This window comes from Mesorhizobium sp. M1182 (genome assembly GCF_040318335.1).
Taxonomy (GTDB): domain Bacteria; phylum Pseudomonadota; class Alphaproteobacteria; order Rhizobiales; family Rhizobiaceae; genus Mesorhizobium.
Genome location: NZ_JAMYMD010000030.1, coordinates 22,197 through 45,565 on the forward strand (window position 1 = coordinate 22,197; position 23,369 = coordinate 45,565).

The 23,369-nt window shown below is 62.8% G+C and carries 23 protein-coding genes; 5 read left to right on the forward strand and 18 right to left on the reverse strand.

The window, feature by feature from the left end; translation table 11 throughout:
- Positions 1-26: 26 nt before the first annotated feature.
- The 14 genes from NKH33_RS26005 to NKH33_RS26070 form a co-directional block, all read right to left on the reverse strand.
- A complete protein-coding gene (locus NKH33_RS26005; protein ID WP_023675787.1) occupies positions 27-827 on the reverse strand; it encodes a 3-methyl-2-oxobutanoate hydroxymethyltransferase in 801 nt (266 codons plus the stop codon).
- A 37-nt stretch (positions 828-864) separates the two neighbouring features.
- Positions 865-1,179 carry a MocE family 2Fe-2S type ferredoxin gene (locus tag NKH33_RS26010; RefSeq protein ID WP_023675786.1) on the reverse strand — a complete coding sequence of 105 codons (315 nt, stop codon included), beginning with the start codon at positions 1,177-1,179 and terminating at the stop codon, positions 865-867.
- A 44-nt stretch (positions 1,180-1,223) separates the two neighbouring features.
- The gene (locus NKH33_RS26015; protein WP_352452737.1) at positions 1,224-2,312 is read right to left on the reverse strand and encodes a fatty acid desaturase family protein; all 1,089 of its coding nucleotides are present in this window, start codon (positions 2,310-2,312) and stop codon (positions 1,224-1,226) included.
- Positions 2,313-2,403: 91 nt separating this feature from the next.
- Complete coding sequence (locus tag NKH33_RS26020; protein WP_352686245.1) at positions 2,404-3,585, reverse strand: aldose 1-epimerase family protein; 1,182 nt, start codon at positions 3,583-3,585, stop codon at positions 2,404-2,406.
- Between the two features lie 34 nt (positions 3,586-3,619).
- On the reverse strand, positions 3,620-4,402 hold the full coding sequence (locus NKH33_RS26025; protein WP_352505663.1) for an ATP-binding cassette domain-containing protein: 783 nt from the start codon (positions 4,400-4,402) through the stop codon (positions 3,620-3,622).
- Positions 4,399-5,403, reverse strand: a complete 1,005-nt coding sequence (locus NKH33_RS26030; RefSeq protein ID WP_352922148.1) for an ABC transporter permease — start codon at positions 5,401-5,403, stop codon at positions 4,399-4,401. Before NKH33_RS26030 ends, NKH33_RS26025 begins: the two co-directional genes overlap by 4 nt.
- Before the next feature lie 61 nt (positions 5,404-5,464).
- Entirely contained in the window at positions 5,465-6,406 is a 942-nt protein-coding gene (locus NKH33_RS26035; protein WP_352922150.1) for a sugar ABC transporter substrate-binding protein, read from the reverse strand.
- Positions 6,407-6,443: 37 nt separating this feature from the next.
- On the reverse strand, positions 6,444-7,358 hold the full coding sequence (locus NKH33_RS26040; protein WP_352922152.1) for a sugar phosphate isomerase/epimerase family protein: 915 nt from the start codon (positions 7,356-7,358) through the stop codon (positions 6,444-6,446).
- 26 nt (positions 7,359-7,384) lie between these two features.
- Complete coding sequence (locus NKH33_RS26045; RefSeq protein WP_352922197.1) at positions 7,385-8,473, reverse strand: Gfo/Idh/MocA family protein; 1,089 nt, start codon at positions 8,471-8,473, stop codon at positions 7,385-7,387.
- 50 nt (positions 8,474-8,523) lie between these two features.
- Positions 8,524-9,585, reverse strand: coding sequence for an ABC transporter ATP-binding protein (locus NKH33_RS26050; protein ID WP_352819969.1), 1,062 nt, complete (start codon positions 9,583-9,585; stop codon positions 8,524-8,526).
- Positions 9,586-9,589: 4 nt separating this feature from the next.
- Positions 9,590-10,681, reverse strand: a complete 1,092-nt coding sequence (locus tag NKH33_RS26055; RefSeq protein ID WP_352922153.1) for an ABC transporter ATP-binding protein — start codon at positions 10,679-10,681, stop codon at positions 9,590-9,592.
- Positions 10,681-11,640 carry a carbohydrate ABC transporter permease gene (locus NKH33_RS26060; RefSeq protein ID WP_352922155.1) on the reverse strand — a complete coding sequence of 320 codons (960 nt, stop codon included), beginning with the start codon at positions 11,638-11,640 and terminating at the stop codon, positions 10,681-10,683. The genes NKH33_RS26055 and NKH33_RS26060 overlap by 1 nt, the downstream gene beginning before the upstream one ends.
- On the reverse strand, positions 11,637-12,497 hold the full coding sequence (locus tag NKH33_RS26065) for a carbohydrate ABC transporter permease (RefSeq protein ID WP_352541114.1): 861 nt from the start codon (positions 12,495-12,497) through the stop codon (positions 11,637-11,639). The genes NKH33_RS26060 and NKH33_RS26065 overlap by 4 nt, the downstream gene beginning before the upstream one ends.
- A 79-nt stretch (positions 12,498-12,576) precedes the next feature.
- Positions 12,577-14,190: an extracellular solute-binding protein gene (locus tag NKH33_RS26070; RefSeq protein ID WP_352474231.1), complete on the reverse strand. Its 1,614-nt coding sequence runs from the start codon at positions 14,188-14,190 to the stop codon at positions 12,577-12,579.
- Between the two features lie 373 nt (positions 14,191-14,563).
- Between NKH33_RS26070 and NKH33_RS26075 the strand changes: the two genes are divergently transcribed.
- The 3 genes from NKH33_RS26075 to NKH33_RS26085 all read left to right on the forward strand — a co-directional run bounded on the left by NKH33_RS26075 (position 14,564) and on the right by NKH33_RS26085 (position 19,051).
- Positions 14,564-15,595 (forward strand): LacI family DNA-binding transcriptional regulator, encoded by a 1,032-nt coding sequence (locus NKH33_RS26075; RefSeq protein WP_352922157.1) that lies wholly within the window; start codon positions 14,564-14,566, stop codon positions 15,593-15,595.
- A 238-nt stretch (positions 15,596-15,833) separates the two neighbouring features.
- Positions 15,834-17,966: a TonB-dependent hemoglobin/transferrin/lactoferrin family receptor gene (locus NKH33_RS26080; protein ID WP_352922159.1), complete on the forward strand. Its 2,133-nt coding sequence runs from the start codon at positions 15,834-15,836 to the stop codon at positions 17,964-17,966.
- Between the two features lie 2 nt (positions 17,967-17,968).
- Complete coding sequence (locus NKH33_RS26085; protein ID WP_352922161.1) at positions 17,969-19,051, forward strand: SIP domain-containing protein; 1,083 nt, start codon at positions 17,969-17,971, stop codon at positions 19,049-19,051.
- Here the strand turns inward: NKH33_RS26085 and NKH33_RS26090 are convergent.
- The 3 genes from NKH33_RS26090 to NKH33_RS26100 all read right to left on the reverse strand — a co-directional run bounded on the left by NKH33_RS26090 (position 19,048) and on the right by NKH33_RS26100 (position 21,172).
- A complete protein-coding gene (locus NKH33_RS26090) occupies positions 19,048-19,470 on the reverse strand; it encodes an aconitase X swivel domain-containing protein (protein WP_352474226.1) in 423 nt (140 codons plus the stop codon). The two genes, NKH33_RS26085 and NKH33_RS26090, sit on opposite strands and share 4 nt — an antisense overlap.
- Positions 19,467-20,717 (reverse strand): aconitase X, encoded by a 1,251-nt coding sequence (locus NKH33_RS26095; RefSeq protein ID WP_352922163.1) that lies wholly within the window; start codon positions 20,715-20,717, stop codon positions 19,467-19,469. The genes NKH33_RS26090 and NKH33_RS26095 overlap by 4 nt, the downstream gene beginning before the upstream one ends.
- A gap of 200 nt (positions 20,718-20,917) precedes the next feature.
- Positions 20,918-21,172 carry a hypothetical protein gene (locus NKH33_RS26100; RefSeq protein WP_352474222.1) on the reverse strand — a complete coding sequence of 85 codons (255 nt, stop codon included), beginning with the start codon at positions 21,170-21,172 and terminating at the stop codon, positions 20,918-20,920.
- Positions 21,173-21,447: 275 nt separating this feature from the next.
- Between NKH33_RS26100 and NKH33_RS26105 the strand changes: the two genes are divergently transcribed.
- Positions 21,448-21,780: a hypothetical protein gene (locus tag NKH33_RS26105; protein ID WP_352922165.1), complete on the forward strand. Its 333-nt coding sequence runs from the start codon at positions 21,448-21,450 to the stop codon at positions 21,778-21,780.
- Positions 21,781-21,921: 141 nt separating this feature from the next.
- Here NKH33_RS26105 and NKH33_RS26110 read toward each other — a convergent pair whose 3' ends face one another.
- The gene (locus tag NKH33_RS26110) at positions 21,922-22,668 is read right to left on the reverse strand and encodes a hypothetical protein (protein WP_502896519.1); all 747 of its coding nucleotides are present in this window, start codon (positions 22,666-22,668) and stop codon (positions 21,922-21,924) included.
- 380 nt (positions 22,669-23,048) lie between these two features.
- Here NKH33_RS26110 and NKH33_RS26115 point away from each other — a divergent pair, with 380 nt between their 5' ends.
- Positions 23,049-23,363 carry a hypothetical protein gene (locus tag NKH33_RS26115; protein ID WP_352922166.1) on the forward strand — a complete coding sequence of 105 codons (315 nt, stop codon included), beginning with the start codon at positions 23,049-23,051 and terminating at the stop codon, positions 23,361-23,363.
- The last annotated feature ends 6 nt before the right edge of the window (positions 23,364-23,369 follow it).

Genomic DNA, 23,369 nt, shown 5'->3' on the forward strand with positions numbered 1-23,369 from the left:
ACGCTTCGTGCCGCTGCCGGGGCGTCTCATGCGGCTTCGATCTTCTCCAGGAACAGGCTGAGCTGGTCCGGGTCCATGTGCACGACGTGCCTGTCTTCGGGATAGGCCAGGCTGTTCACATCGGCGACATATTCGGAGAAGGCAGCGATTCGTTCGGCCTGCAGGCGATCGTATTCGGCGGCGAAATTGCGATAGACCTTGGAATGGCGCGGCATGTGGCCACGGTTCTGGCCGAGGATGTCGTCGGCGAACAGATACTGCGCGTCACAGCCGGTGCCCGCTCCCATCGACAGCATGATCAGCGACGTGCGTTCCGAAATCGCCTTGGCCACCTCGACCGGCACCACCTCGATCTCGGCGCCGATCGCGCCGGCGGCCTCCAGTTGCTTCACCGCCTCGAACACCTGCATGGCGGTATCGGCGGTCTTGCCGACAGCCTTGAAGCCGCCCGTCCAGGTGGCGCGTGACGGGATGAGGCCGACATGGCCGATCACCGGAATGGCATCGTCGGCCATCCGCTTGATGGTGGCGTACCCGGCGCTGCAATAGACCGCATCGGCGCTGGCCTTGTAGAGCCGGAACGCCCAGCGGACGAAATCATCGGCGGTGCCGATTTCGAAGAAATTCTCGCCCGGCATGGTGAACAGGCTGGGTGCCGCATCGCGGTATTGCGGATTGAGTACCAGCTCCGGCGGCACCGAGACGATATCGACGCCGGCGCGTTCGGCGGCCTCGGCCTCGTCCATCGTCAGCACGCGCAGCATCGTCAGCTGCCGCTTGCCCTTCATGGCACGCAGGTCTGCGACGGTCGGTCTTTTCCGGCTCATGGATTTTGGTCCCCTTTGCTACGTGACAGAAGGCCGGTCAGGCGATCTGGATCATCACCTTGCCAGCTTCGACCTTGACTGGATAGGTCGCGAGATTGACGCAAACGGGAGCGCCCTTCGCCTGCCCGGTCTTATAATTGAAGCGGCCATTGTGCTTGGGGCATTCGATGATGTCGTCCATCACAAGCCCATCGGCCAGATGCGCCTTCTCATGCGTACAAAACCCATCGGTGGCGAAGAATTCATCGTCCGGCGAACGGTAGATCGCGAAGGTGCGGCCGCCATGGTCGAAGCGGATGACATCTTCCTCTTCGACATCGTCCACGGCGCACGCTTCGACCCAATCGGCCATCTCTATCTCTCCTGAAATTTCTGCGTTGCGCTTGTGCGCAGTACCTACTCAGCCGCTGCCGACATGTTCACCTCGTGGAATTCGCCACGATAGGGCCGTGCGGTTGGCGGCAGTTCGCGCTTGAGGAAATAATCCTCGTATTTGAGCTGCCTGAGCAGGACAGGCCAGACCTCGCGATAGGCATGCCATATCGACGGGTTCGGCTCCGGCAGATCGTGCTTGATCAATTCATGCAGCCTGGGCAGCGCGTGATAGGGCACCATCGGAAACATGTGGTGCTCGACGTGGTAGTTCATGTTCCAGTAGATGAACCGGCTGATCGGGTTCATGTACACGGTACGGGTGTTGAGCCGGTGATCGACGACGTTGTCGGCCAGACCGATGTGCTGCAGCAGGCCGGTCATCACCATGTGCCAGGTGCCGTAAAGGCGCGGCACGCCGATGAGCACCACCGGCACCCACGACTGCATGAAAAGGGCGAGTGCTATTGTGGCGATGTAGATGGCAATATGCCAGCGCGCCGCGATGACGGCCTTGTGCTGTTCCATCTCGGGAACGTAGCTTTTCTCGTCGGGCGTCAGCTTGCCGAACGCCTGGCGTACCAGTGCCGGAAGCGAATAGCGAAAATCGAGGATGCCGGTGAAAGCCAGCGCCGCACGCAAAAGGTCCGGCGGGCGCATCACGGCGATCTCGGCGTCGCGGCCGACGATGATGGTATCGGTGTGGTGACGGGCATGGCTCCAGCGCCAGGTCACCGGGTTGCGCATCAGCATGAAGCTGGCGATCTGGTAGACGACATCGTTCATCCAGCGCGTGCGGAAGGCAGTGCCATGGCCGCATTCGTGCCAGCGCGAGTCGCTGGACGAGCCGTAGAGCACGCCGTAGACGAAGAAGAACGGCACGCACCACCAGGTACCCCAGAAATAGATGGCGCCGGCGGCGGAGCCGAGGATGGCGACGATCCAGATGATCGTGTCGCGGATCGCCGGACCGTCTGAGCGCTGCATCAACTCCTTGATCGCCTTGCGGGGGACATCCGTGTGGTACCACTCCGCCGAGGCCAGTCCCGTCTCGATCGCCCTGCGCGTGCTTTCGCCGACCAGGCTGTAATCGCGCTTTACCGTGCCAGCCATTGTGACCTCCAATTCCCGATCGGCCGCGAACCCTCCCCGCTCCGGCCGGAACCAGCCTCCCAACTGGTGTCCCGTATCGTCTTCGCCATTATCACGACCTGCCTCCAAGAACAGGAAAACGGCCCGACGGCTGCGGATAATCCTGCTGCGGCTGCCTGGCGATTGCAGCGATCCGGCTTTCGGCGGCGGCGATCTCGCCGGCGCCGTCGAGGACCCGGAACGCCGCATCGTAGGAGCGGCTCTCGCCATGCTCCAGCCAGATCATCTCGCCGCGTTCGCGCGCCGCCAGATTGCCCAGCACATGATGCGTCGACGGCTCGATGCCCAGCGCGTACTGCCCGGCCTGGAAATTCTGCCATTCATAGGCGCAAGGCAACTGGTCCTTGCGCGTGACCACCTCGAAGCCAAGGCCGAGCCTGTCGTTGACCACCGCCACCGGGACTTCGCCGGTGCTGTCGGCGCCGAGTTCATGCTGCCAGACCTGTTCCTTGAATCCCGGTTGCGGCGCCGGCACCGTGCGGTAGCCGACCTTCTGCGCTTCATAGCGCTCGCCGGCATGCCCGGCCCAGACGACGTCGCGGATCGGCGCCAGGTAGCGCGATCCCTCGTCGAGCACCGGATGACTGACATTGATGTGGTAGAAATACATATGCGGCGTACGGTTGAAACCGTGATTGACGACACGGTCCGAAAGCCGGATCTCGTTGCCGCCGACATCGGCCTCGATCCGCCGCAGCAGGTGCAGATCCTCGCCGAATACAGTCGATTGCTGGACGATGCCTTCGGCCCACAACACGCAGCGGTCGCCGTCCCAGGTCTCGCCATAGCCGGTCAGCCGCGCTGGAATGGTGCTGACACGGCCGTGCAGCGAATGGCGTACCGTCTTCTTCGGCGGGTAGTTGTAGGTGTCGGCGGGTACCTCGTTCATGAACAATATATGGTCGAGGCCGCAGGTCAGCAGAAGGCCGGAAAACGACCGCGCCCACGCCAATCCCTCCTCGCCTTCATATTCGTGCAGGCCGGGATGGCGAAAACCGCTCGGCGAGTGCCAGCCGATCGCCTGGCCCCTGAAGTCGCAATCGGCGATATCGAGCGCCCGGTCGACCAGCGCGGTGAAGCGCAGGCCGGAGCCGGTGCGGAATTCGAGCATGCGGATGCCGCGCTCGACGCCGTCGCCAAGCGTCATCAGCCGCACGCCGGCGAACTGCGACAGCATGCCCGAGCGTTCCGAGACCTGCCGGCGCGACAGCGTCTTGCCGTAAAGCTCTACCATGTGACGGCCAGTTCTTTCACTTTGCTCCGGTCCTTCACTTCGCTCTCGTCTCCTTGAGCAGGGCCGATATGTCGGCACCGGTGATGATGCTTTCCACGGTCAGCAGATCGGTATCGGCGACCGTCTGCTCGGCGACGATCTCGCCGCGGCGCATGACGATGATGCGATCGGCGACCTGGAAGACGTGATGGATGTTGTGGGTGATCAAAAGCACCGAGTGACCGGCGTCGCGCACTTCCTTGACGAAGCGCAGCACGCCGTGCGTTTCCTCGACGCCGAGATTGTTGGTCGGCTCGTCGAGGATGATGACCTTGGCGGCAAATTGCATGGCACGCGAAATGGCGATCGATTGGCGCTCGCCGCCCGACAATGTGCTGACCAGCGCATCGGCGTCGAGTTTTTTCGAGATGCCGACGCGCTTCAATAGAGCCGACGCAGCATCGCGCAATCGAGCGAGATCGAGCGGCGCGAACACGCCGAGCCATTTGAGATTGACCGGCTCGCGGCCGAGGAAAAGATTGCGCGCGATGCTGAGGTCGGGCGCCAGCGAGGTGTCCTGGTGGATGGTCTCGATGCCGAGATCCATCGCGTCGCGCGTCGAGCGGATGGAGACCTTCTGGCCGCGCACATAGATCTCGCCGCGATCGACCGGAAACACGCCCGAGATCGCCTTGATCAGCGTCGATTTCCCGGCGCCGTTGTCGCCGAGCAAGGCCACCACTTCGCCCTCGTTGAGCGCGAAGGACGCGTTCTTCAGGGCGCGGACGCTGCCGAAGGATTTTTGCAAATTCTGCAGCCGAAGCACTTCCATGGTCAGCTCCTGGCGGCGTTCTTCTGCAGCAAAGCGTGCAGGATGAGCATGGCAAGGATGATGACGCCGACGAAGATGTTGTAGGCGAGCCCAGGCACGCCGATCAGCACGATGCCGTTGCGGATGCTGCGCAGCATCAGCGCGCCGACGATGGTGCCTAAAATGGTGCCGCGTCCACCGGTCAGCGCGGTGCCGCCAACCACCACCATGGCGATCACTTCGAGCTCGTAGCCGGTGCCGGCCACCGGCGAGGCGGCAGAGATGCGGAAGGCGCTGATCATGCCGGCGAGACCGGCAAGCACCGAGGTCAGGATGAACAGCCAGATCTTGACCGCATCGGCCGGCACACCACGCGCCACGGCAGCGTTACGGTTCGAGCCGATAGCGCTGATCCAGTTGCCGAGCTTGGCGTAGTGCAGCACATAGATCGCCAGTAGCGACAGGCCGATGAACCACCACAGCGAGGTATAGAAACGGAACGTTCCGATATTGAAGCTGCCGGCCAGCAGCGTCACGAAGAAGCCTGGCTGGTTCCAGGATTTCAGCGGAAAGCCTTGGGTGATGTAAAGCGCTGCCCCGCGTACCACCAGTAGCATCGACAGCGTCACCAGGAAGGAGGAGATGCCGATCTTGGTGACGATCAGCCCGTTGATCGCACCGATCGCTATGCAGATCAGCAGGCCGGCCAGCAGCGCGACACCAATATCAAAGCCGCCGTTCTGCACCAGCAGCATGACCACGACCGGCGCCAGCCCGAACACGGCACCGACCGAAAGGTCGAACTCGCCCGCCGTCAGAAGCAGCGTCATCCCGAGGGCGATGATGCCGAGCTCGGGCAGGAACGCCATCATGTTGGAGATGTTGACCGGCGACAGGAAATTGGCGTCGGCGATCGCGAACACCGCCAGCAGGACAATCAGGATGACGAGCGAAGAGAACTGCGGCGAGCGCATCAGGCTCGACCTGCGTTTGGCACGCGGCATTTCCTCTTCTGCGGCAATTGTCATGACTGTTTCGACCATATCTCAGGGTGACGCCCGCCGCCTGCGCGGCGAGCGTCAGTTCCAATCACTTGTTGTAGAGTTTCAGGATCGGTTCGACGCTCGAGGCGTCGTAGAGACTGAACGTGTGGATGTCGTAGCCGATCGGTTCGCCAGCGGCGGCCAACCCGAGCAGCGCCACCGGCATGAAGCCCTGCGCTGACGGGAACTGCCAGGCAGCCGCGTTGATGAACCCAGACTTCACTGACTCGGCCGTTTCCTTCGAATTGCCCCAGCCGACGACCGGGATTTTGCCGGCCGGCACGCCGGCGCCGTCGAACACCCGCTTGACGCTGGCCGCGACGGAATCGCCGAGCGCGATGATCGCCGGCGGGTTGTTGGCGACTATGTAGTCGGTCATCTTGGCGATGATGCCGGCCGGATCGGTGCCGCAATCGACCACATCATATTTGATGCCGAGCGGATCGAAGACGCTGGCGATGCCTTCGGTCTCGAGCTGCTGGTAGCTGGCGCCCGGCACTTCGACCGGCAGGAACACTTTGTCGCCCTGCTTCACCATCTTGTGGTCGACCAGATATTTCGCCCAGATGACACCGGCTTCCTTAAGGTCGGCGCCGATATAGGCCTGCCGGCCGGTTGCCGGATCGTCGGTATTGAAGAACACGATCGGGATGCCGGCCGCCTTGGCTGCCTTGACCTCCTCGGTCCACAGGCCGGGCTGCGCCGAGGTGGTGGCGATGCCGTCCGGTTTGGCGGCAAGGGCCGAGTTGAAGGCCTCCTTCTGCGCCGCCATGTCGCCGCCGCTGAACGAGATCTTGCAGGTCACCTTGAGCTGGTCGCAGGCCTTGGTCGCGCCGGCATTCCAGTCGATCCAGAAGGCATCCGACGGGCCGCCATGCGACAGCAGGTAGAACGTCTTCTGGGCGTCCTGCGCCAGCGCCGGCGTACCCAGCGCCACACCGGCGAGAACGGTCGCCGCGGCAGCGATTTTCAACGCGAATTTCAACATTTCTCTTCCTCCCTTGTTTCGTAGCCGAACCGCGCCATCACAGTCCGTTGGCGCGGAATTTCCCGTCGAGGAATTTCTTGGCGCGCGGCACGTCGTCTTCCGAAAGATGTTCGATGATGACCGGGATGTTCGGGTGCTTTTCGGCCAGCCGCTTGAGATAGAGGTCGTAGTTCAGCGAACCGAGACCGGGGGCCGGCAGCTCGATCTCGCCGACGCCGCGGAAAGTGTGGCTCTCCAGCGCGTCGTCGTCGCCGATATCTGCGTGCTTTTCCGACTTGTCGCCGCCGGAACGCTTGACGTCCTTGGCGTGGGCTATCTTGATCTTGTCGGTCAACGTGTCGAACACCTGGTTCAGGATCTGGTCCATCCTGTCGATGTTGTGCGTTTCGAAATAGTTGGTCGGGTCCATCAGCAGGCCGAGGCCTGGGTGGTCGACCTGCGCGAACATCCTCACCGTCTCCTCGACCGAGCCGACGACATTGTTGACATAGGTTTCGAGCAGGAAGACCGCGCCGTGGTCATAGGCGGTCTGGGCAAGGTCGGCGATGACCTTGCGGCATTCCTCAAAACCTTCCTCGGTCTTGTTCTTCGGGTGATGCACCCAGTCGGACTCGGTGTTGTAGGTACCGGTTTCCGAGATCACGTAAGGGGTGCCGAAATGGCGTGCGTTGCGGATGATCTCCTTCAAATAGCCGACGCGCCGCTCGCGCTCGCCCAGGTCCGGATGGATGATGTTGGTATAACCCGATACACAGCAGATCGGCAGATTGTGGTCGCGGAACGTATCGCGGACAGTCTTGGCCTTGTCCCTAGTGATCTGTCCGGCGGAAAGGTCGATATCCCTGAAATGCAGGTCGAGCTGCACGGTGTTGAAATCGAGCGCACGGATCTTCTGCGCGGTCTCCTTGAGGCCATACGGGAAATAACCCGTGAAAATACCTGCCTGCATCATGGTGTGAAGTCCTCCCTGTAAGTGATTCAGTCAGTTGATATTTCGGAAAGTTTGACTGTCCGGCCCTTGTCGATCGAACGATAGCCGGCTTCGACCAGCGCCATAGTCTTGACGTTGTCGGCGACCGACAGCGCCGGCGGCTCGCCCGTCTTGACCGCGTGCTGGAGCTGCTCCATGACGCCGATAAAAGCATGCGGGAACCACATCGTGTCCCAGCTGGGTGTCACCCATTCACCACCGGTGGTCTCGGTCGAGGCATAGGTCAGCGTCGAGGCAGCGCCAGTCGGCCAGCCGATGGTACCCTTGGCGACGCCCTTGGTGCCGTCGACGCGCCAATTGATGTGCTGGTCGCCCTTGTAGCCCTCCTGGCGCGGCCCGGACCAGACATCCTCCAGCGATACGGCGAGCACGCCGGACGGGAACTTGATCGTCGACACGGTGATGCCGTCCGAATGGTCGAAGCGGGTGCGCGGGTCCTTGCGGGTCAGGGTGGTGATCTCCAGGGGATCGCCGAACAGGAAGCGCAATACGTCGAGATGGTGGACGCTCATATTGGCGAGCGTCAGCCGGTCATAGTCCTCGAGGAAGCTCTGCCAGTGCGGGATCGCATGCATGTCGATCTGGGCGAAAACGATGTCGCCGAGCGCGCCGCTGTCGATGATCTGCTTCAAGACGCGCATCGACTGGTCGTAACGCATGTTCTGGTTGACCGAGAGGATCTTGTCGGCCTTGGCCGCCTCGTCGCGGAGTTTGACGGCCTCTTCAAGGGACAGCGCCAATGGCTTCTGCGCCAGGATCGCCTTGATATGTGCTTGCTTCAGCGCATGGCGGATCAGCGCCGGCTGCTGGTCGGGCGGAAAGGCAAGGTCGATGATCTCGACGTTCTTGTCCTCGATGAGCTGTTCCGGCGTGTCGTGGACGGTTGGGATATCCCAGCGTTTGGCGACCTTCTCGGCGCTGGCCTTGGTCCGCGAGGCAATCGCCACCACGGGGAAACCGGCTTCCTTATAGGCGGCAAGGTGACATTCGGCCATGATCATGCCGGCGCCGACGCAGCCGATCCTGTATTCCCTGGTACGGACTTCAACGTCCGGCTCGAAGCCGTTGCCCACCATTTCTTGGCTTGCCATATGTTCCTCCCGAAGCTCGTTCCTTGCAGCCGCCGTCATCGTGCCAGCGCTCCCCCGCTCTGTCCGAAATAATGCACCCTGCCCGGCTCGCAGGATATCGCCACCATCGCGTCCGGCCTGATGTCCGGCTGGCCGCGCAACAGCGCCCGCAGACGCGCCTGCCCGGCGGCGAGCGTCACAACGGTGTAGCCGCCGAGCGGCTCGACCTCGAACACTCGCGCCGGGCGGCCCGCGCCCCCCTCCGACCAGGCCTTGACCTTGATGTCTTCCGGCCTGAGTCCAATTTCCACGGCATCGGCCGGGGCGCCGGCATCCGCGATGCGGACTGTGCCTTCCGCCGCCTCTACGCCTTCCGCGCCGTGCACCGACTTCAATATGTTCATCATCGGCGACCCGAGCAGCCGCGCCACATAGGTGCTGGCCGGCCGGTCATAGATCTCGGCCGGCGCGCCGATCTGCCTGATCTTGCCGTTCTCCAGAATGGCCATTCGGTCGGCGACCGACATCGCTTCTTCCTGGTCGTGCGTGACATAGATCAGCGTCTTGCCGAGCTCGCGCTGGATGCGCTTCAGCTCGACCCGCGTTTCCTCGCGCAGCCGGGCGTCGAGCGCCGAAATCGGGTCGTCCATCAGATAGGCGGCGGGATCCCGTACCAGCGCGCGGGCAATCGCCACGCGCTGCCGCTCACCTCCGGAAAGCTGCGCCGGCGGCTTGTGCAGGATATGGCCGATATGCAGCTTGGCCGCGACGTCGGCGACGCGCTTTTCGATCTCGGCTTCGGCGACCCGGCGTTCGACCAGCGGAAAGCGGATGTTGTCGCGCGCGCTCATATGTGGAAACAGCGCCAAATTCTGGAACACCATGGCGACGTTGCGCTCGGCCGGCGACACCGTGTTGACCGGCTTTCCGCCGATCAGGATCTCGCCCGCGTCCGGGGTTTCCAGCCCGAGCACCAGACGGAGTATCGTCGACTTGCCCGACAGCGGCGGCCCGAAGAAGCAGAAGAACTCATTGTCGTTGACAGTGAACGAGGCGTCGTCGACGGCGAGCGTGTTGCCGTAGCGTTTGGTCACATTGCGGAAGGCGATATCGGCCATGGTCTCAGCCCGCTCTCAAGGCAAGGCCGGTGACGGCGTCGAAGACGCGCACCGCCTCCACCGCAGGTGCGACGACGGCTGTCTGCCCGATCGCCAGCCCGACATCATTGTCGAACACCGCCTTAACCGCGGTCTCGCCGTCGCCAAGGTGGATGATGGTGCGCGCGCCGATCCGCTCGACGAAACTCACCGGCATCGACAGGCCACGGCCGTCTTCAGCCAGCGTCACCTGCTCCGGTCGAAAGCCATAAAACACCTCGCCGCGCATCAGGCGTGCCGCATCGGCGATCTCGACCGGCAGCGGCGGTGTCACGCCGAGCGGGCCGAGATCGACGACCAGGCCACGGTCGCTTTCCGCCGGCCAGCCCTTGAGCAGGTTCATGCCCGGCGCGCCGATGAAGCGGGCGACGAAGACATTGGCCGGATCGTTGTAGACTTCCAGTGGCGTGCCGACTTGCTGCAGCACGCCATGGTCCATCACCGCGATGCGGTCGGCCATGGTCATCGCTTCGAGCTGGTCGTGGGTGACGTAGACCATGGTCTGCCGGAACTGCCGCTGCAACTGCTTCAGTTCGGTCCGCATCACCGCCCGGAATGCGGCATCGACATTGGAAAGCGGCTCGTCGAGCAGGAAGATCGCCGGCTCCATGATCGCCGAACGGCCGATCGCCACCCGCTGCAATATGTTGACCGACAGCCTGTCCGCCTTGCGGTCGAGCAGCGGCGTCAGTTGCAGCATCTCGGCAATGGCGCCGACACGGCGGCCGATCTCGGCCTTTGGTGCGCCGCGCATTTTCGGCCCGTAGGCGAGGTTCTGCCGCACGCTCATATGAGTGAAGATCGCATAGTTCTGGAAGACGAAGCCGACGCCGCGCCGCCCCATCGGCACGCCGGCCATGTCGCGCTCGCCGAACAGGATCTTGCCGCTGGTCGGCTCTTCCATGCCGGCGATCATGTTCATCGTCGTCGACTTGCCGCAGCCGGACGGCCCCAGCAACGCCATGAACTCGCCATCGGCAATGGCCAGATCCATCGTCTTCAGCGCGGTGAAATCGCCAAATTTCTTGACCAGGTTCTGCAGATGGATGGTGCTCATCAGGCCGCCACCTCGCGTACCCGAGCCATGCGTTTCATGGCAAACACCGCGGCGATGGACAGCACGATCAATATGGCCAGCGCGATTGCCGCCACATAGCCCCAGATCAGGTCCTGGGTGGTGAGCTTGTAGATGTAAACGGAGATGGTTTCGGTAGCGACGCCAGGACCGCCGCCGGTCATGATGTAGAGCGTGTCGAAGATCTTGAAGTTCTCGATCACCCTGATCGCCAGCGCGATGATGATGATCGTCTTCATCTTCGGCAGCACGATGGTGACGAAGCGCTGCCAGGGGTTGGCGCCGAGCAGCGTCGCCGCCTTGATCTGGTCCTCAGGCACGCCGACCAGGCCGGCAAGCAGGATCAGGAACATCAGCGGCGTCCACTGCCAGATATCGGCGACCATGACGGCGATGAGCGCCAGCGTCGGGTCTGACAGCCAGGCGATGGTGACGGGAAAGCCTGAGATCGCCGACAGGATGTCGTTGACCGGGCCGCCCGACTGAAACAGCATGAAGAACATGTAGCCGGCCACCGCCGGCACCACCATCATCGGCATCAAGAGGATCGAGTAGAAGATCCGCTTGCCGGGGAACTCGTCGGCAAACAGTGTCGCGAGCGCCAAGCCGAGCAGGAACTCCGTCGGCACGCAGACGATCATGACGATGGCCGTGCGCTTCAGCGCACTCCAGAAGCGCGCATCGGCGGCAAGGTCGGTGTAGTTGGCGAAACTGTTCCACATCGACCAGGCGTTCCACCAGCCGGTGCCCGACAGCGGCGACCAGTCGGTCAGGCTGATGTAGAGCTGCATCAGGAGCGGGAAGACGGCGATGAACAGCACCAGGATCTGCGCCGGCAGCGTCAGCCGGAAGCCGAGCTTTGCGCCCTCGTCCGGCAGCACCGACGCCGCTTTGAAGGCTTGCATGTCGCCCTCCGAAATCGTCGCAGTCACCGTGCTCATTGCTTGAGCGCCCCGAAGGTCAGCCCGCGCACCAGATGGCGCTGGATGGCGATGCCCATGATGACAGGCGGCACTGCGGCTATCAGGCCGAGCGCCGCCTTGGCGCCGTAGAGTTGGCCGGTCATCGAGGAGGACAGCGAGGCCATGTAGACAGGGACCGTCACCCATTCGCGCGTCGTCAGAAGCAGCGCAATCAGATAGTCCGACCAGTTGAGGATGAAGACGAACAGCGCGGCACTGGCCAGCGGCGCGCGCATCATCGGCAGCGTGATGCGGATGAAGACGCGCCACCGCGAACAGCCCTCGACCAGTGCCGCCTCCTCGATCTCGCGCGGCATGTCGTCGAAGAAGGTCTTCATCAGCCAGAACGCGAAAGGCAGCGTGACGATGCCGTAGATCAACGACAGCCCCCACCAGCTGTCGGTGAAGTTGAGGAAGGCCCACATGATCATCACCGGGGTCATGACCGCCATCGGCGGAAACAGGCGAAGCTGGATCAGCGCCAGCGGCAGGTTCTGGCCCGAGCCGAAGCGCGACAGCCCGTAGGCCGCCGCGGTGCCCGCCGACATGGCGATTGCCGTACCGAATGTGGCCGACAGCAGCGACGACAGGATCGGCTTCAAAGCTGTGCGGTCGAGGGCGACGATCAGATTGTTGGTCGATTCACCGAAGACGAAGCGGAAATTGCTGAGTGTCGGGTTCTTCGGCCACCATGTCAGGTCGGCGCCGGTCGCCGACCATTCGGCGATCGGCTTGAACGCCATCGACACCATCCACAGGATCGGCACCAGCGTCACCGCCATCGCCGCAAGGATCGCGGCATAGCGGAATATCTCGAAAGGAACTGAACGCTTCATCTTGCGGCTTTGCTGGGTCCTTCGTTGCCGAGGGGAAGAGCGACCGCTCCTCCCCTTCTTGGTAGGATCCTTGGAAGGATCAGGCGATCGGATCGAGGACGGTCGGCCAGGCCTCCTTGTTGGTCTTGATCGCTTCGAGAAGCTTCTCCTCGCCGGTGCGGCGGGCAATCTTCTTCCACTCGGCCTCGGTGTCGGCCATCGCCTGCTCGGCTGTCTTGGCCTTGGTCAGCGCGGCGACGAGGTTCTCGTCCAGCGCGTTGTGGAAGGCGGTGGCGCCGGGATAGTTGATGGTGGGCACGGTGCGGGCGACCGTCTCGCGCACCACGTCCATGTGGTAGGCGTGGTAGGTCTGGCGAACCAGCGGATCCGAGAAATCCGATAGCCGGAACGGATCGAAGTAGCCGCCCGGATTGGCAGTCATCCAGGCGTAGATGCGGCTTGAGCCCAGCCACTGCAGGAACAGGTAGCAGGCCTCCGGATTCTTGGCTTGCGAGGACACCGACGCCGACAGATTGAGCCACAGCACCGACCGGCTGACCAGCTTGCCGTCGATTTCGCGGCCGGGCGGCAGCATCGAGCCGATCTTGCCGGTGACAGCTGAATCCTTGTTGCCGGCATTGTCGAGGAATTTCGGCAGATTGGAGAAGGCACAGGTCATGGCCGCGCCGCCCTTGGCGAAATTGCCGTACTGCTCCGGCCAGCCCCAGGAGATCGCATCCGGCGAATGGTGCGAAAGCGACGCGATGTACTCGCTGGTCGCCGCGATACCTTGCTCCGAATTGATCAGCGGCTTACCGGTATCGTCGAACAAGAACTGATTGGGCGAAGCCATTGAGACATAACGCTGATACCAGTTGGTGTAGCCCCAGCCCTGGTTGCGCAGATCGGTCGAGCCGAACAGGCCCTTGTCCGGGCGCTGGAAGAAAGCCGCGATCTCGTCATGCTGCTTCCAGGTCTTCGGCGCCGCCAGTTCATAGCCGTATTTGTCGGAGAAAGCCTTCTTCTCGGCTGCGTCGCCGAACAGATCGGTGCGGTAGACCCAGGTCTGGAAATCGCCATCCAGCGACACGCCGTAGGTCGAGCCGCGATACTGGTTGAGCAGCGAGACGCCCTTGGCGCCGTCGACATAGCCGCGCTCGGGATCGTCCCATTCCGGCTTGTATTGCGCGACGAAGTCGTCGAGCTTGAGGATGCCGCCGGTTTCGGCGAGGTCGCCAAGACGGTTCCATTCGACCGCGTAGATGTCATACGCCCCACCCTTGGTGGAGATGTCCTGCATCGTCTTGGTGAATTCCTGGCCGTTTGGCACACCGACGATTTCCAACGGAATGCCGGTTTCCTTCTCCCAGAGATCCTTGATCGACGGCGCGCCGGCCGGAAACGGCTGGGTCAACTGGCCGATCGAGCCGTCGGACAGGCCAAGTACGATCTTGGCCGGCGCCTTGCCGGCGCCCTTCATCGCCTTGGCCGCCTCGATGGCGCGGCCCTCCGGCGTATCGGCACCATATTGATAGCGCTCCGAACCGTCGAAACCCGTCGGGCCACCGATCATGCCGGGCGCCAGGGCATCGGCCGCATAGGCACGGCTCGGGCGAATGAATTTCGGTGCAATACCTGCGGCGGCAACAAGGACTGCCGCCTTTCCACCGGACGCCAGCAAACGGCGCCGCGACACGCGGACCAAATTCGACATTGGAACTCCTCCCTCAGGGCCTTGTTTCCTCCACGGCCCTTATGATGGATATTGACGGCACTATACGAAGCCTGTCAACATCATAAATAATCAAAATACATCATAACATCTCACGGGAGGGGAAGAATGGCGTTTGTAAGGGCTCTCATACTGAAGCCGGTGCTTGAATTTGAGGGAGCCCGGCTGCCCACCTCCCCGCTTTGGTCTGCTTGGGCACTCTGGTGTAGCGCAACGGCTTGCGCATCGGCCAAGGCCGGTTACATCATTTCCCATCAGAATCGCGGACGGCGATGAAGCCGCTCTCCGACGGTGGACCCATGAAATGCGTGATCTCGATGCGCCCCTGGCGCGTTTTGGAATGAGGTGATCGACAGTGCGGTCCACCCTGACAGACATAGCCCGGGAGGCCGGCGTTTCGGCCGCCACGGTCGACCGTGTGCTCAACAACCGCGCCGGGGTCAGGGCGCGCACCCGTGAGGTCGTGCTCGAAACGGCACAGCGGCTTGGCTATATCGCTGAAAATTCGAATAATCCGAGCTCGCTCAACGCGGTTACTGGCGAGGTCATACGGCTGGATTTCGCCCTGCCCGCCGGCACCAATTCCTTCATCAAGATGCTGCACCGCCAGATCGAGGCGCAGGCGCAGGCGCGGCCCGACCTCGACGTCCGTGTCGCTACTATCGAAGGTTTCAATCCGGACCGGCTTGCGCGTCTGCTGCAGGAACTGCACGGGCAGACGCAAGGCGTCGGTGTGATCGCACTCGACCATCCGACGGTCCGCGAGGCGATCCGCTCGCTTTCGACCAGCGGCGTCAGGGTCGTCACCATCGCTTCCGACATCCTGCATGTGCCGAGGGTTGCCTATATCGGCATCGACAACCGCGCCGCCGGCCGGCTCGCCGGCTACCTGCTCAACCGCTTCATGGGCGCAGGGCGTCCGGGCAAGGTCGCGCTGTTCGCCGGTTCGCTCTCCTACCGCGGCCACGAAGAGCGCGAGATGGGCTTCCGCCACATACTGGCGGAAGAATCGCCCAATCTGCAGATCGTCGAGATGCGCGAGATGCTCGACGACCGGGAGAAGGCCTATTCGGAGGCCTCCGCCCTGCTCGACCGGCACCCGGACCTGGCCGCCATCTACAATGTCGGCGCCGGCAACACCGGCATCGCCCGCGCCCTCAAGGAGCGTGGGCGCGCGCTGTCGACGGTCTTTCTCGGCCATGAGGTGACGGAAGGCACCAAGGAGCTTCTGCTCGACGGCACGCTCGACGCGGTCATCGACCAGAACCCGCGCGTCGAGGCCCGCGAGGCGCTCAACACCTTGAGCCATGCGGTCAGGGGCTTGCCTTACGAACTGCACCAGCCACGGCTGCAGGTGATCTTCAGGGAAAGCATTCCGGAGATCTGAACCAGGTGAAGCACGGGATGCGTCACAAATTCATAATCGCTCGGGCGAGATTTTGGCGGCCAGATCAAGGGTCCGACCGAGAATCTTCGATCAGGCTCAGACCTGCAAAATTAAGTTGACTACTATCATCATGTTTTAATAAGTACCCCTGCCCGGCCGTGTGTCGAGGCTTCTCCATCATGCCAGCCAGGGCCAACGGCCGCCGCCAGCAATCTTTGCTTTTCCCGGGGCTGCACGCATGAAACAGACAAGCAACAAGACCTTGATGGCGAGCACCGCGCTCGCCTTCGCGCTCGGCCTGTGTGCCGCGCCGCTGGCCGCCGCGCAGGAGCCGGAGAAGAACGGCGCCGCCGCCAAGGCCGATCGGCCGGTCAAGGTCGCCCAGCAGGCTAGAACTGGGCAGAACGAGCCGACCGTGCTCGACCTGATCACCATCTCGGCGACGATGATCAAGACGGCGATTATCGAATCGATGGCCGCCATCAGCGCCGTCGATCAGGAAGAGCTCGGACGCATCCAGCCTGACACCGCCGCCGACATGTTCCGCACCACGCCCGGCGTTGCCGCTTCGGTGAACGGCGACGATCCGGCAACCGCCATCAACATTCGCGGCCTCGAACAATATGGCCGCGTGGTGGTGACGCTCGACGGCGCCCGCCAGGATTACTGGCGCGTCGGCCACGGCTCGGGCTCGTTCTATGTCGAGCCGGAACTAATCAAGGAAGCGACCGTCATTCGCGGCCCGGTCTCGAACGCCTATGGCTCGGGCGGCATCGGCGGCGTTGTCTCCTTCGAAACCAGGGATGCCGGCGATTTCCTCAAGCAGGAGGAGCGCTGGGCGCTGAGCGAGAAGCTGGGCTATGAGGATAATGGCGACGGCTTCACCACCAGCACCACCGGCGCCTACCGTTTCAGCGACGACGCCGACATCATCGGCAACCTCATTTATCGCGACCGCGACAGCTACACCGATGGCAATGGCGACGCCGTGCCATGGACCGGCGAGAGCATCACCAGCGGCTATATGAAGACGACCCTGCGGCCGGCCGACGGCCACGAGCTCAAGCTCGGCGCGATCCTGCAGCGCTACAATGACCAGATCACCGGATCGAGCGGCTCGACCTCGCCAACGCTGAGCCGCTACGACACCGACACGACCAACCAGACCTACACGGCTGCTTATATGTGGAGGCCGGACGACAACGAGCTGATCGACCTCAATGTCAACGCATACCACAACCGCACGCGCGCCGAGCAGACGCAGGTCTGGCCGGCAACGGCGATCGGCAACTTCCGCTATTACGACGTCGCCACGACCGGCTTCAACCTGAAGAACTCCTCGCGTTTCGACGCCTGGGAGTTGGCACATACCCTCACCTACGGCCTCGACTACTACTATCTGGAGGCCACGTCGGAGGCCGCGCATTTCGGTTCGGGCGAGCAGCAGGGTTATGGCGGCTTCCTGCAATGGCAGGGCGACTACAGCGACTGGCTGCAGCTCATCGCCGCCATGCGCTATGACGGCTACCAGCTCGACGGCAAAACGAAGACCGTGCCGCCGGCGGAAGCCTCGATTTCGGGCGATCGCTGGTCGCCTCGCCTCACCGTCGGCGTGACGCCGTTGGATGGCTTCCAGCTCTACGGCACCTATTCGGAAGGCTACCGGGCACCAGGCCTGCAGGACGTCTATCGCGGCGGCGGCGCGCATGGCGGCGGCGACAGTTACCAGCCTAACCTGCTTCTGCAGCCCGAAACGGCGAAGAACTGGGAAGCCGGGATCAATCTGAGATATGACGATGTGCTGGCCGCGGGCGACCTGTTTCGTGCCAAGGTCAACGTCTTCCACACCGCCGTCGAAGACTATATCGACGTCGACCTCACCGTGTTGCCGCGTATGGCGATCAACATCGGCGACGCGCGGCTGAAGGGCATCGAGGCCGAAGCCGTCTACGACTATGGCTGGGGGTTCGCGAACCTCGCCGGCGCCCTGATCGACGCCAAGGTCGTCAGCGGCGTCTATTCCGGCCAGACGTTGAACAACACGCCGCTCGACCGCTTCTCGGCGACCGTCGGCTTCCGAATGCTGGAAGACCAGCTCACCGTCGGTGCGCAATATCTCAGCGTCGGCAAGATCACCCGGACAAGCCGCACCAATCCCGACGCGCCGGTCGTGGTCGATGACGGCTTCGACCTGGTCAACGTCTTTGCCAACTGGCGCATCAACGACCACGCCAAGCTCGATTTCAGCGTCGATAACGTCTTCAACACCGCCTACACCGACCCGCAAAGCGCCTGGTCGACGACGGCGGCGACGGAACAGGGCAAGGGCCGCACCTTCAAGGTGGCGCTCACAGGCAGGATCGGAGGTTGAGAATGGGGGAAGCTTCAGTGAGCGGACTGGCCTGCGAAGCGCGCTTGAACCTGCGCAACCTGCCGCATTACATCGACCGCATCAGCGACAGGCTGCAGAGCTTCGATGCCGATGCCTCGCGGGAGGGGCAGCGGCTCGACTTCCGCTTCGCCTTCGGCGACGCGTCCCTTGACATGGAGCGGCTGGTGATGCGGGCCAACGCCGCCGACCGCGATGGGCTGGCCCACATCAAGGACCTGCTGGCCACCGCCGTAGAGGTATATGCCAAGGAAGAAAGTCCCGAGATCGTCTGGACCGGCGATCTCGCCGAAGAAACCCGCCTCGCGCAGTTCCGTGAGATGGTCGTCACCCAAGTCGGCGACCTGACGCGGCATATGCGCCGCATCCGCTTCGCCGGCGAGGATCTCTCTCGTTTTGCGAAATTCGGCGGCATGCATATCCGCATGCTGTTTCCGACCAGGGACGTCCCCGATCCGCTCTGGCCCGTGCTCGGCAGCAATGGCCTCCCGGCATGGCCCTCGGACGACAGGCGCCCGGCAGCGCGCGTCTACACCATCCGGGCCCTCGACGTCGAAATGGGCATCATCGAGGTCGACTTCCTCATCCACCCCGGCGACAGCGTCGGCGCCCGCTGGGCCATGCAGGCGGCGCCCGGCATGAAGATCGGCATGATGGGGCCGGTCGGCCGTCGGGTGCGACCGGCGTCCTGGTATCTCATGGGCGCCGACGAAACCGGCCTGCCGGCGCTGGCTCGCATGCTGGAGACGCTGCCCGCCGAGACCAAAGGCGTGGCCTTCATAGAGATCGCCGACGATGGCGAACGGCAGGTCGTCGACAACGCAACCGGAATAGAGGTGCACTGGCTGCCGAGAAATGGGGTGCCAGCCGGGCTCGACGACAGGCTGGCGCGCGCCATCCGGTCAGTCGCATGGCCGACCGGTTCGGCATTCGGCTGGTTTGCGGCCGAAGCGGCAGCCGCCACGACGGTGCGCGAACACTGGCGCGGCACGCTGGCGCTCGGCCGCAACGAAACACTGGCGGCAGCCTACTGGCGGCGGGGCGCGGCGGGACTGATGGCCGGCTAGAGCTTGCTCACCATCGCTTGCGCATCTTCGCCCAGACCGATTGCGATCCGGTCGCCGGAGACAATGCCTGACACGTCGCAGACAACCAGCGGCATGCTGATTTCGTAGAGGAATTCGGCAACGATGGCGCCGACGGCAAGGATCGGGTCCGGCCGCTCCAGGATAATGCCGGCCGGCGCCGTGCCTCTGCGGATCGCTTCGGCCAGAACCGAAGACGAGGACGACGACCCTCGCCCGCTCGGCATCACCAGGATCTTGCGGGCGATATTGCCGCCCAGGTCCGGATGCGAATGGTCGATGATGTCGCCCGTTTCGACGTCGATCCCGCCCCAGAAGCTGAGCGCCTGCGAAAGCACCAGCGCTGGGCCTTGTGCCGAGCCGGAAAGGTGGAATGTACCGGTTCTGGCCGGCGTCTTCATGGCGCGCCTCGCACGACGCGGCCGGCCGCAGCGGAGCGGACGCAGTCTTCCATGTCACCGAAGGCCACCGAGACACCGATATTGCCAGGTGCGTAATGCGCCCATTTGCCCGAATTGGTCATCACCACGCCATCGAGACGCTCGAGGATCGACGTGACATAGGTGCAGGTGTCGGTGACCGGGACAAGGCCGAAGGCTTCCATGCCGGCCAGTGCGCCTTCGTCCTGCAGCCGCGTCAGCGTCGCGCGCCCTGTGTTGACATAGATCGGGACACCTTTGCCTGGACCGACTTCGCGCAGCAGCGGCAACAGGCGCATCCACTCTTCATGGGAGAAATGCGGCGTGCCTAACGACACGGCTGCGAGCTGCACGCCGTCGGGAACGCTCGACAGCCTGGCCAGCGCATGGTGGATGTCAGCGCGAGAGATCCGGATTTTTTCCTCCGGCGCCAGGCCGTGCAACGCCTCATCCGGCGTCTTCGCCTCCGGCGTGATGCCGACGGCATGAAACAGCGCCACGGCACCCGTCGTTGCCGCCGCCGCCCCCAGCGCCTTCAATTGGTCCTCGTCGCGCGGCTGCGGCAGGCCCGATATGACAGGGATGCGGTCGCCAGCCCTTTGCCCGATGATCAGCCCGACGCCGACAAACAGAGCGTCGCTTGGCTCGAAAGCAGCGTCAGTCAGCTCGAACAGGACCTGGCCTCGTCGATTTTCACTCAGATGCAGCCCCCATGCCGGCGCGCGCCCGGTAATTGCGCAGCACAAATCGATAAAATCGCCATAGCGGTTGGTCCGCGCGCCGATCACCGAATTGGCAAAGACGATGGCGTTGGATTCACCCCAGGCGATCTGCTCGCCGAACCTTGGCCGGAACCGGGTCTGATAGGGTGCGCAGGTGAAGGTCGCCTGGCAGCCGAGTTCCAGATGCGCCTTCATCAGGCGTCGCGCCGGCGTTTCTTGCGACACCGGCATCTTCACCAATCCGGAATGGATGAGGTCGAACGAACCGACATTCAGCGTCGTCGGCACCCGAACGCGGCCGCCGCCCTCGATCAGCCTTTCGACGAAATCGAGGCTGGCCTGGCCGTGATAGAGGCAGCCGTCTATATGGGCACCGGCAATGTCCAGCAACTTGCGCGCGCCGACCGCCTTCGAAAAGGCAACCAGGATCGTCATGGCGGCAGCCGCTGCCGAGCCTTGCTCGCCATGCAGCATCGACTGGTCGCCGGCCGTCAATTCCAGCGTCATCGGCAATATTCCCGAGCCCGCACTATGCCGATCAAGCACTCCCTGATTACGGAGCGTCTGGCAAGACAGAGCTTTGGATCTCTTCTACTTCGCAGCCGTCAGCAGACCAGACGTTCACAGCTCATCGCGAAGCAAGAGAGACGCGAAGCACGGTCGCAGAGCGGGCGATCCGCGGCGGAAACGGCGCTATTCCTTCGGCGCTATTCCTTCTGGGACGGTCCGTCGGCCGCGCTGCGGTCACCATCTGCAGAATGCGGCAGAATGCCGAAATCGCGCGACTTGGTCCCATGCGCCGCCGTCAGGAAACCATCGGCTGTGAGACCTCGCCTCAAAAGCTCACGTACCGCGGCCGACCGGCTCGGCATGTGCTTGTCGAAGCGCCAGTTCTCCAACGCCGCCAGTTCATCGACGGTCAGCATGATCTGCAATCGTTCCGGGCGTTCCAGTTCGGACATCTCGGCCTCCTGTCACACCAGCCTAAATGCAGCTGAGTTAGTGTGTTCCTAATTTTCTGTAGAATTAGGTACGTGAGCAGAATGCGTCAAGGCCTTCGGATCAGCGAGTCATGCAGAAGTCAGATGAAGCGGATCAAGCGTCAGATAGGCAATCAACAATATATGCTAACTATTTGACATAAAACGAGTTTTTAAGGAATTTCGCTTGCCGATCGCGAATCCTGGGCGCATCGTGGAACATGAGGGACAAACCGCTCCTGAAGGGAAGGTTTTCCATGCGCTACGGATTTTCGGTTCGCCTGCACGAAGACGTCAGTTCCCGAGTTCGGGCTGTATTGCGGTCCGGGATTGCCATCAATCTGACTGCTGTCGCCGAAGCCGCGCGACTGCAGAACCTCGCCGAGAATGTTGCGCGCGAAGACATCGAATGGCTCGTCATGCAAGCAGCCCAGCTCTACGGGGCGGCCATCGAGTTCGACGGCTACGCGGAAACCGATCTGGCGGAGCTTGCGTGCCCTCAGCTGATGCAAAGCAGCCCCGCCGCGGGCTGGGATTCCCTGGAAGACGAAGCGTCCGCTTCGCCGGATCCTGGCCGTCAAACACACTGAGCGCGTGCTCGTGTGAGCCCCCGCCATGCTGACGCCACGTGCTCGGAAAAAAGCCCGCCGCAATGGCGGGCTTTGGACTGCTGGAGCTTTGGTGGACGAAGGCCTCTCGGCCTGGTCCGACATTCATCCGATGTATTCGCCTTAGCGGCGGGCGATCAGCAGGCACAATTGGCGCAGATCGCTGTCGTAAGTGCCTCCGCTGCTGAGCACGTCAACGCAGCGCTTCTTCATCCTGGCCAATTTGTCGCCCGACATGTCGGCAACGACCTGAGGCAAGCTGGGATTGCTGGGGTTGCTGGGATTGGAAGGGCTGCCCGGGTTGGACGGATTGCTCGGATTGGTACCACCGCCGATCCCGACACCGGCGCCGACATTGATGCCGCTGCCGATCCCGACCCCCGCGCCAGCCCTAACGCCGCTGCCGATACCTACCCCCGCGCCGGCAGCAATGCCACCGGAACCGCCGATCGTCGCGCCGGCACCGGCGTTGATGCCGCTTCTGCCCCCGACCGATGCGCCGGCGCCCGCCGCGATTCCGCTGGAACCGCCAACCGTCGCGCCGGCACCGGCGTTGATGCCGCTACTGCCGCCCAACGACGCACCGAGGCCTGCCTTGATGCCGCCGCTGCCGCCAACCGTCGCGCCGGCACCGGCGTTGATGCCGCCACGACCGCCAACCGTCGCGCCGAGGCCGGCTTTGATGCCGCCGATGCCGCCGATGGATGTTCCAACACCAACGGCAATTCCGTCCGCGGCATTCACGGGCATCGAGAGCATGAAAATAACTGCGCTGCCTGCCACCGCATCGGTGATTGTTTTGATTAAGGTGGTCATAACACTCTCCTTGCTGTAGTTGCGCTGAACAGCCCGCGACGTCGCCGGTTGCATACCTACTAATTTGCAAGAAGATGATCGGTTTCGTTGCCGATCAGCTCGCTGGCCTCATGGTATATTTTCAAATAACAGCCGCGTGAAATTTGTACTGAAATTTTCCGAAAGTTTTACTTTGGGATGGCCTCTACCAATTGAAGCGATGCGAGACTCAGCTGATGGCGCCGCAACAGACGAACGTTGCGACGGTCGGCGGCCAAAGAAGGCGAATTCCTAATCAGCAAACCACAACATCAAACCTACCTACGGTAATAGAACAAGGGGGGCCGAGAAGATCCGCGCTGCGCGGGTTTGCTTCACTGTGCTGCGTCATTTTTGCCGGAACCTTTCCATCACCCGGGTTGTTTTTTCTGTAGTCGCCACATGATGATAACCCAATGATGGAGATCAACATGCTTACGAAAATCGTGACAGCTTCCATACTTGCAGCCGGTCTGGCGACCGCGGCGATGGCCCAGAACGCCGGGTCGGACAACAATGCGCCTGGCAGCGAGAAGAGCATCGTCGTCCAGCCCAAGCCGAACGGTATTGACCCTGGCACGACCCGCAGCACGATGGGCACGACGGGTACCATGAACTCCAATGGGGATGAAAACTGCCCTGCAACCCCGCAAGGAGCTCAACCCGATGCATCCAACAAGCCTGCCGGGACGGTTTCACCGACTGTCAACGACAACAATTGCGGTAAGTAGTTAGCC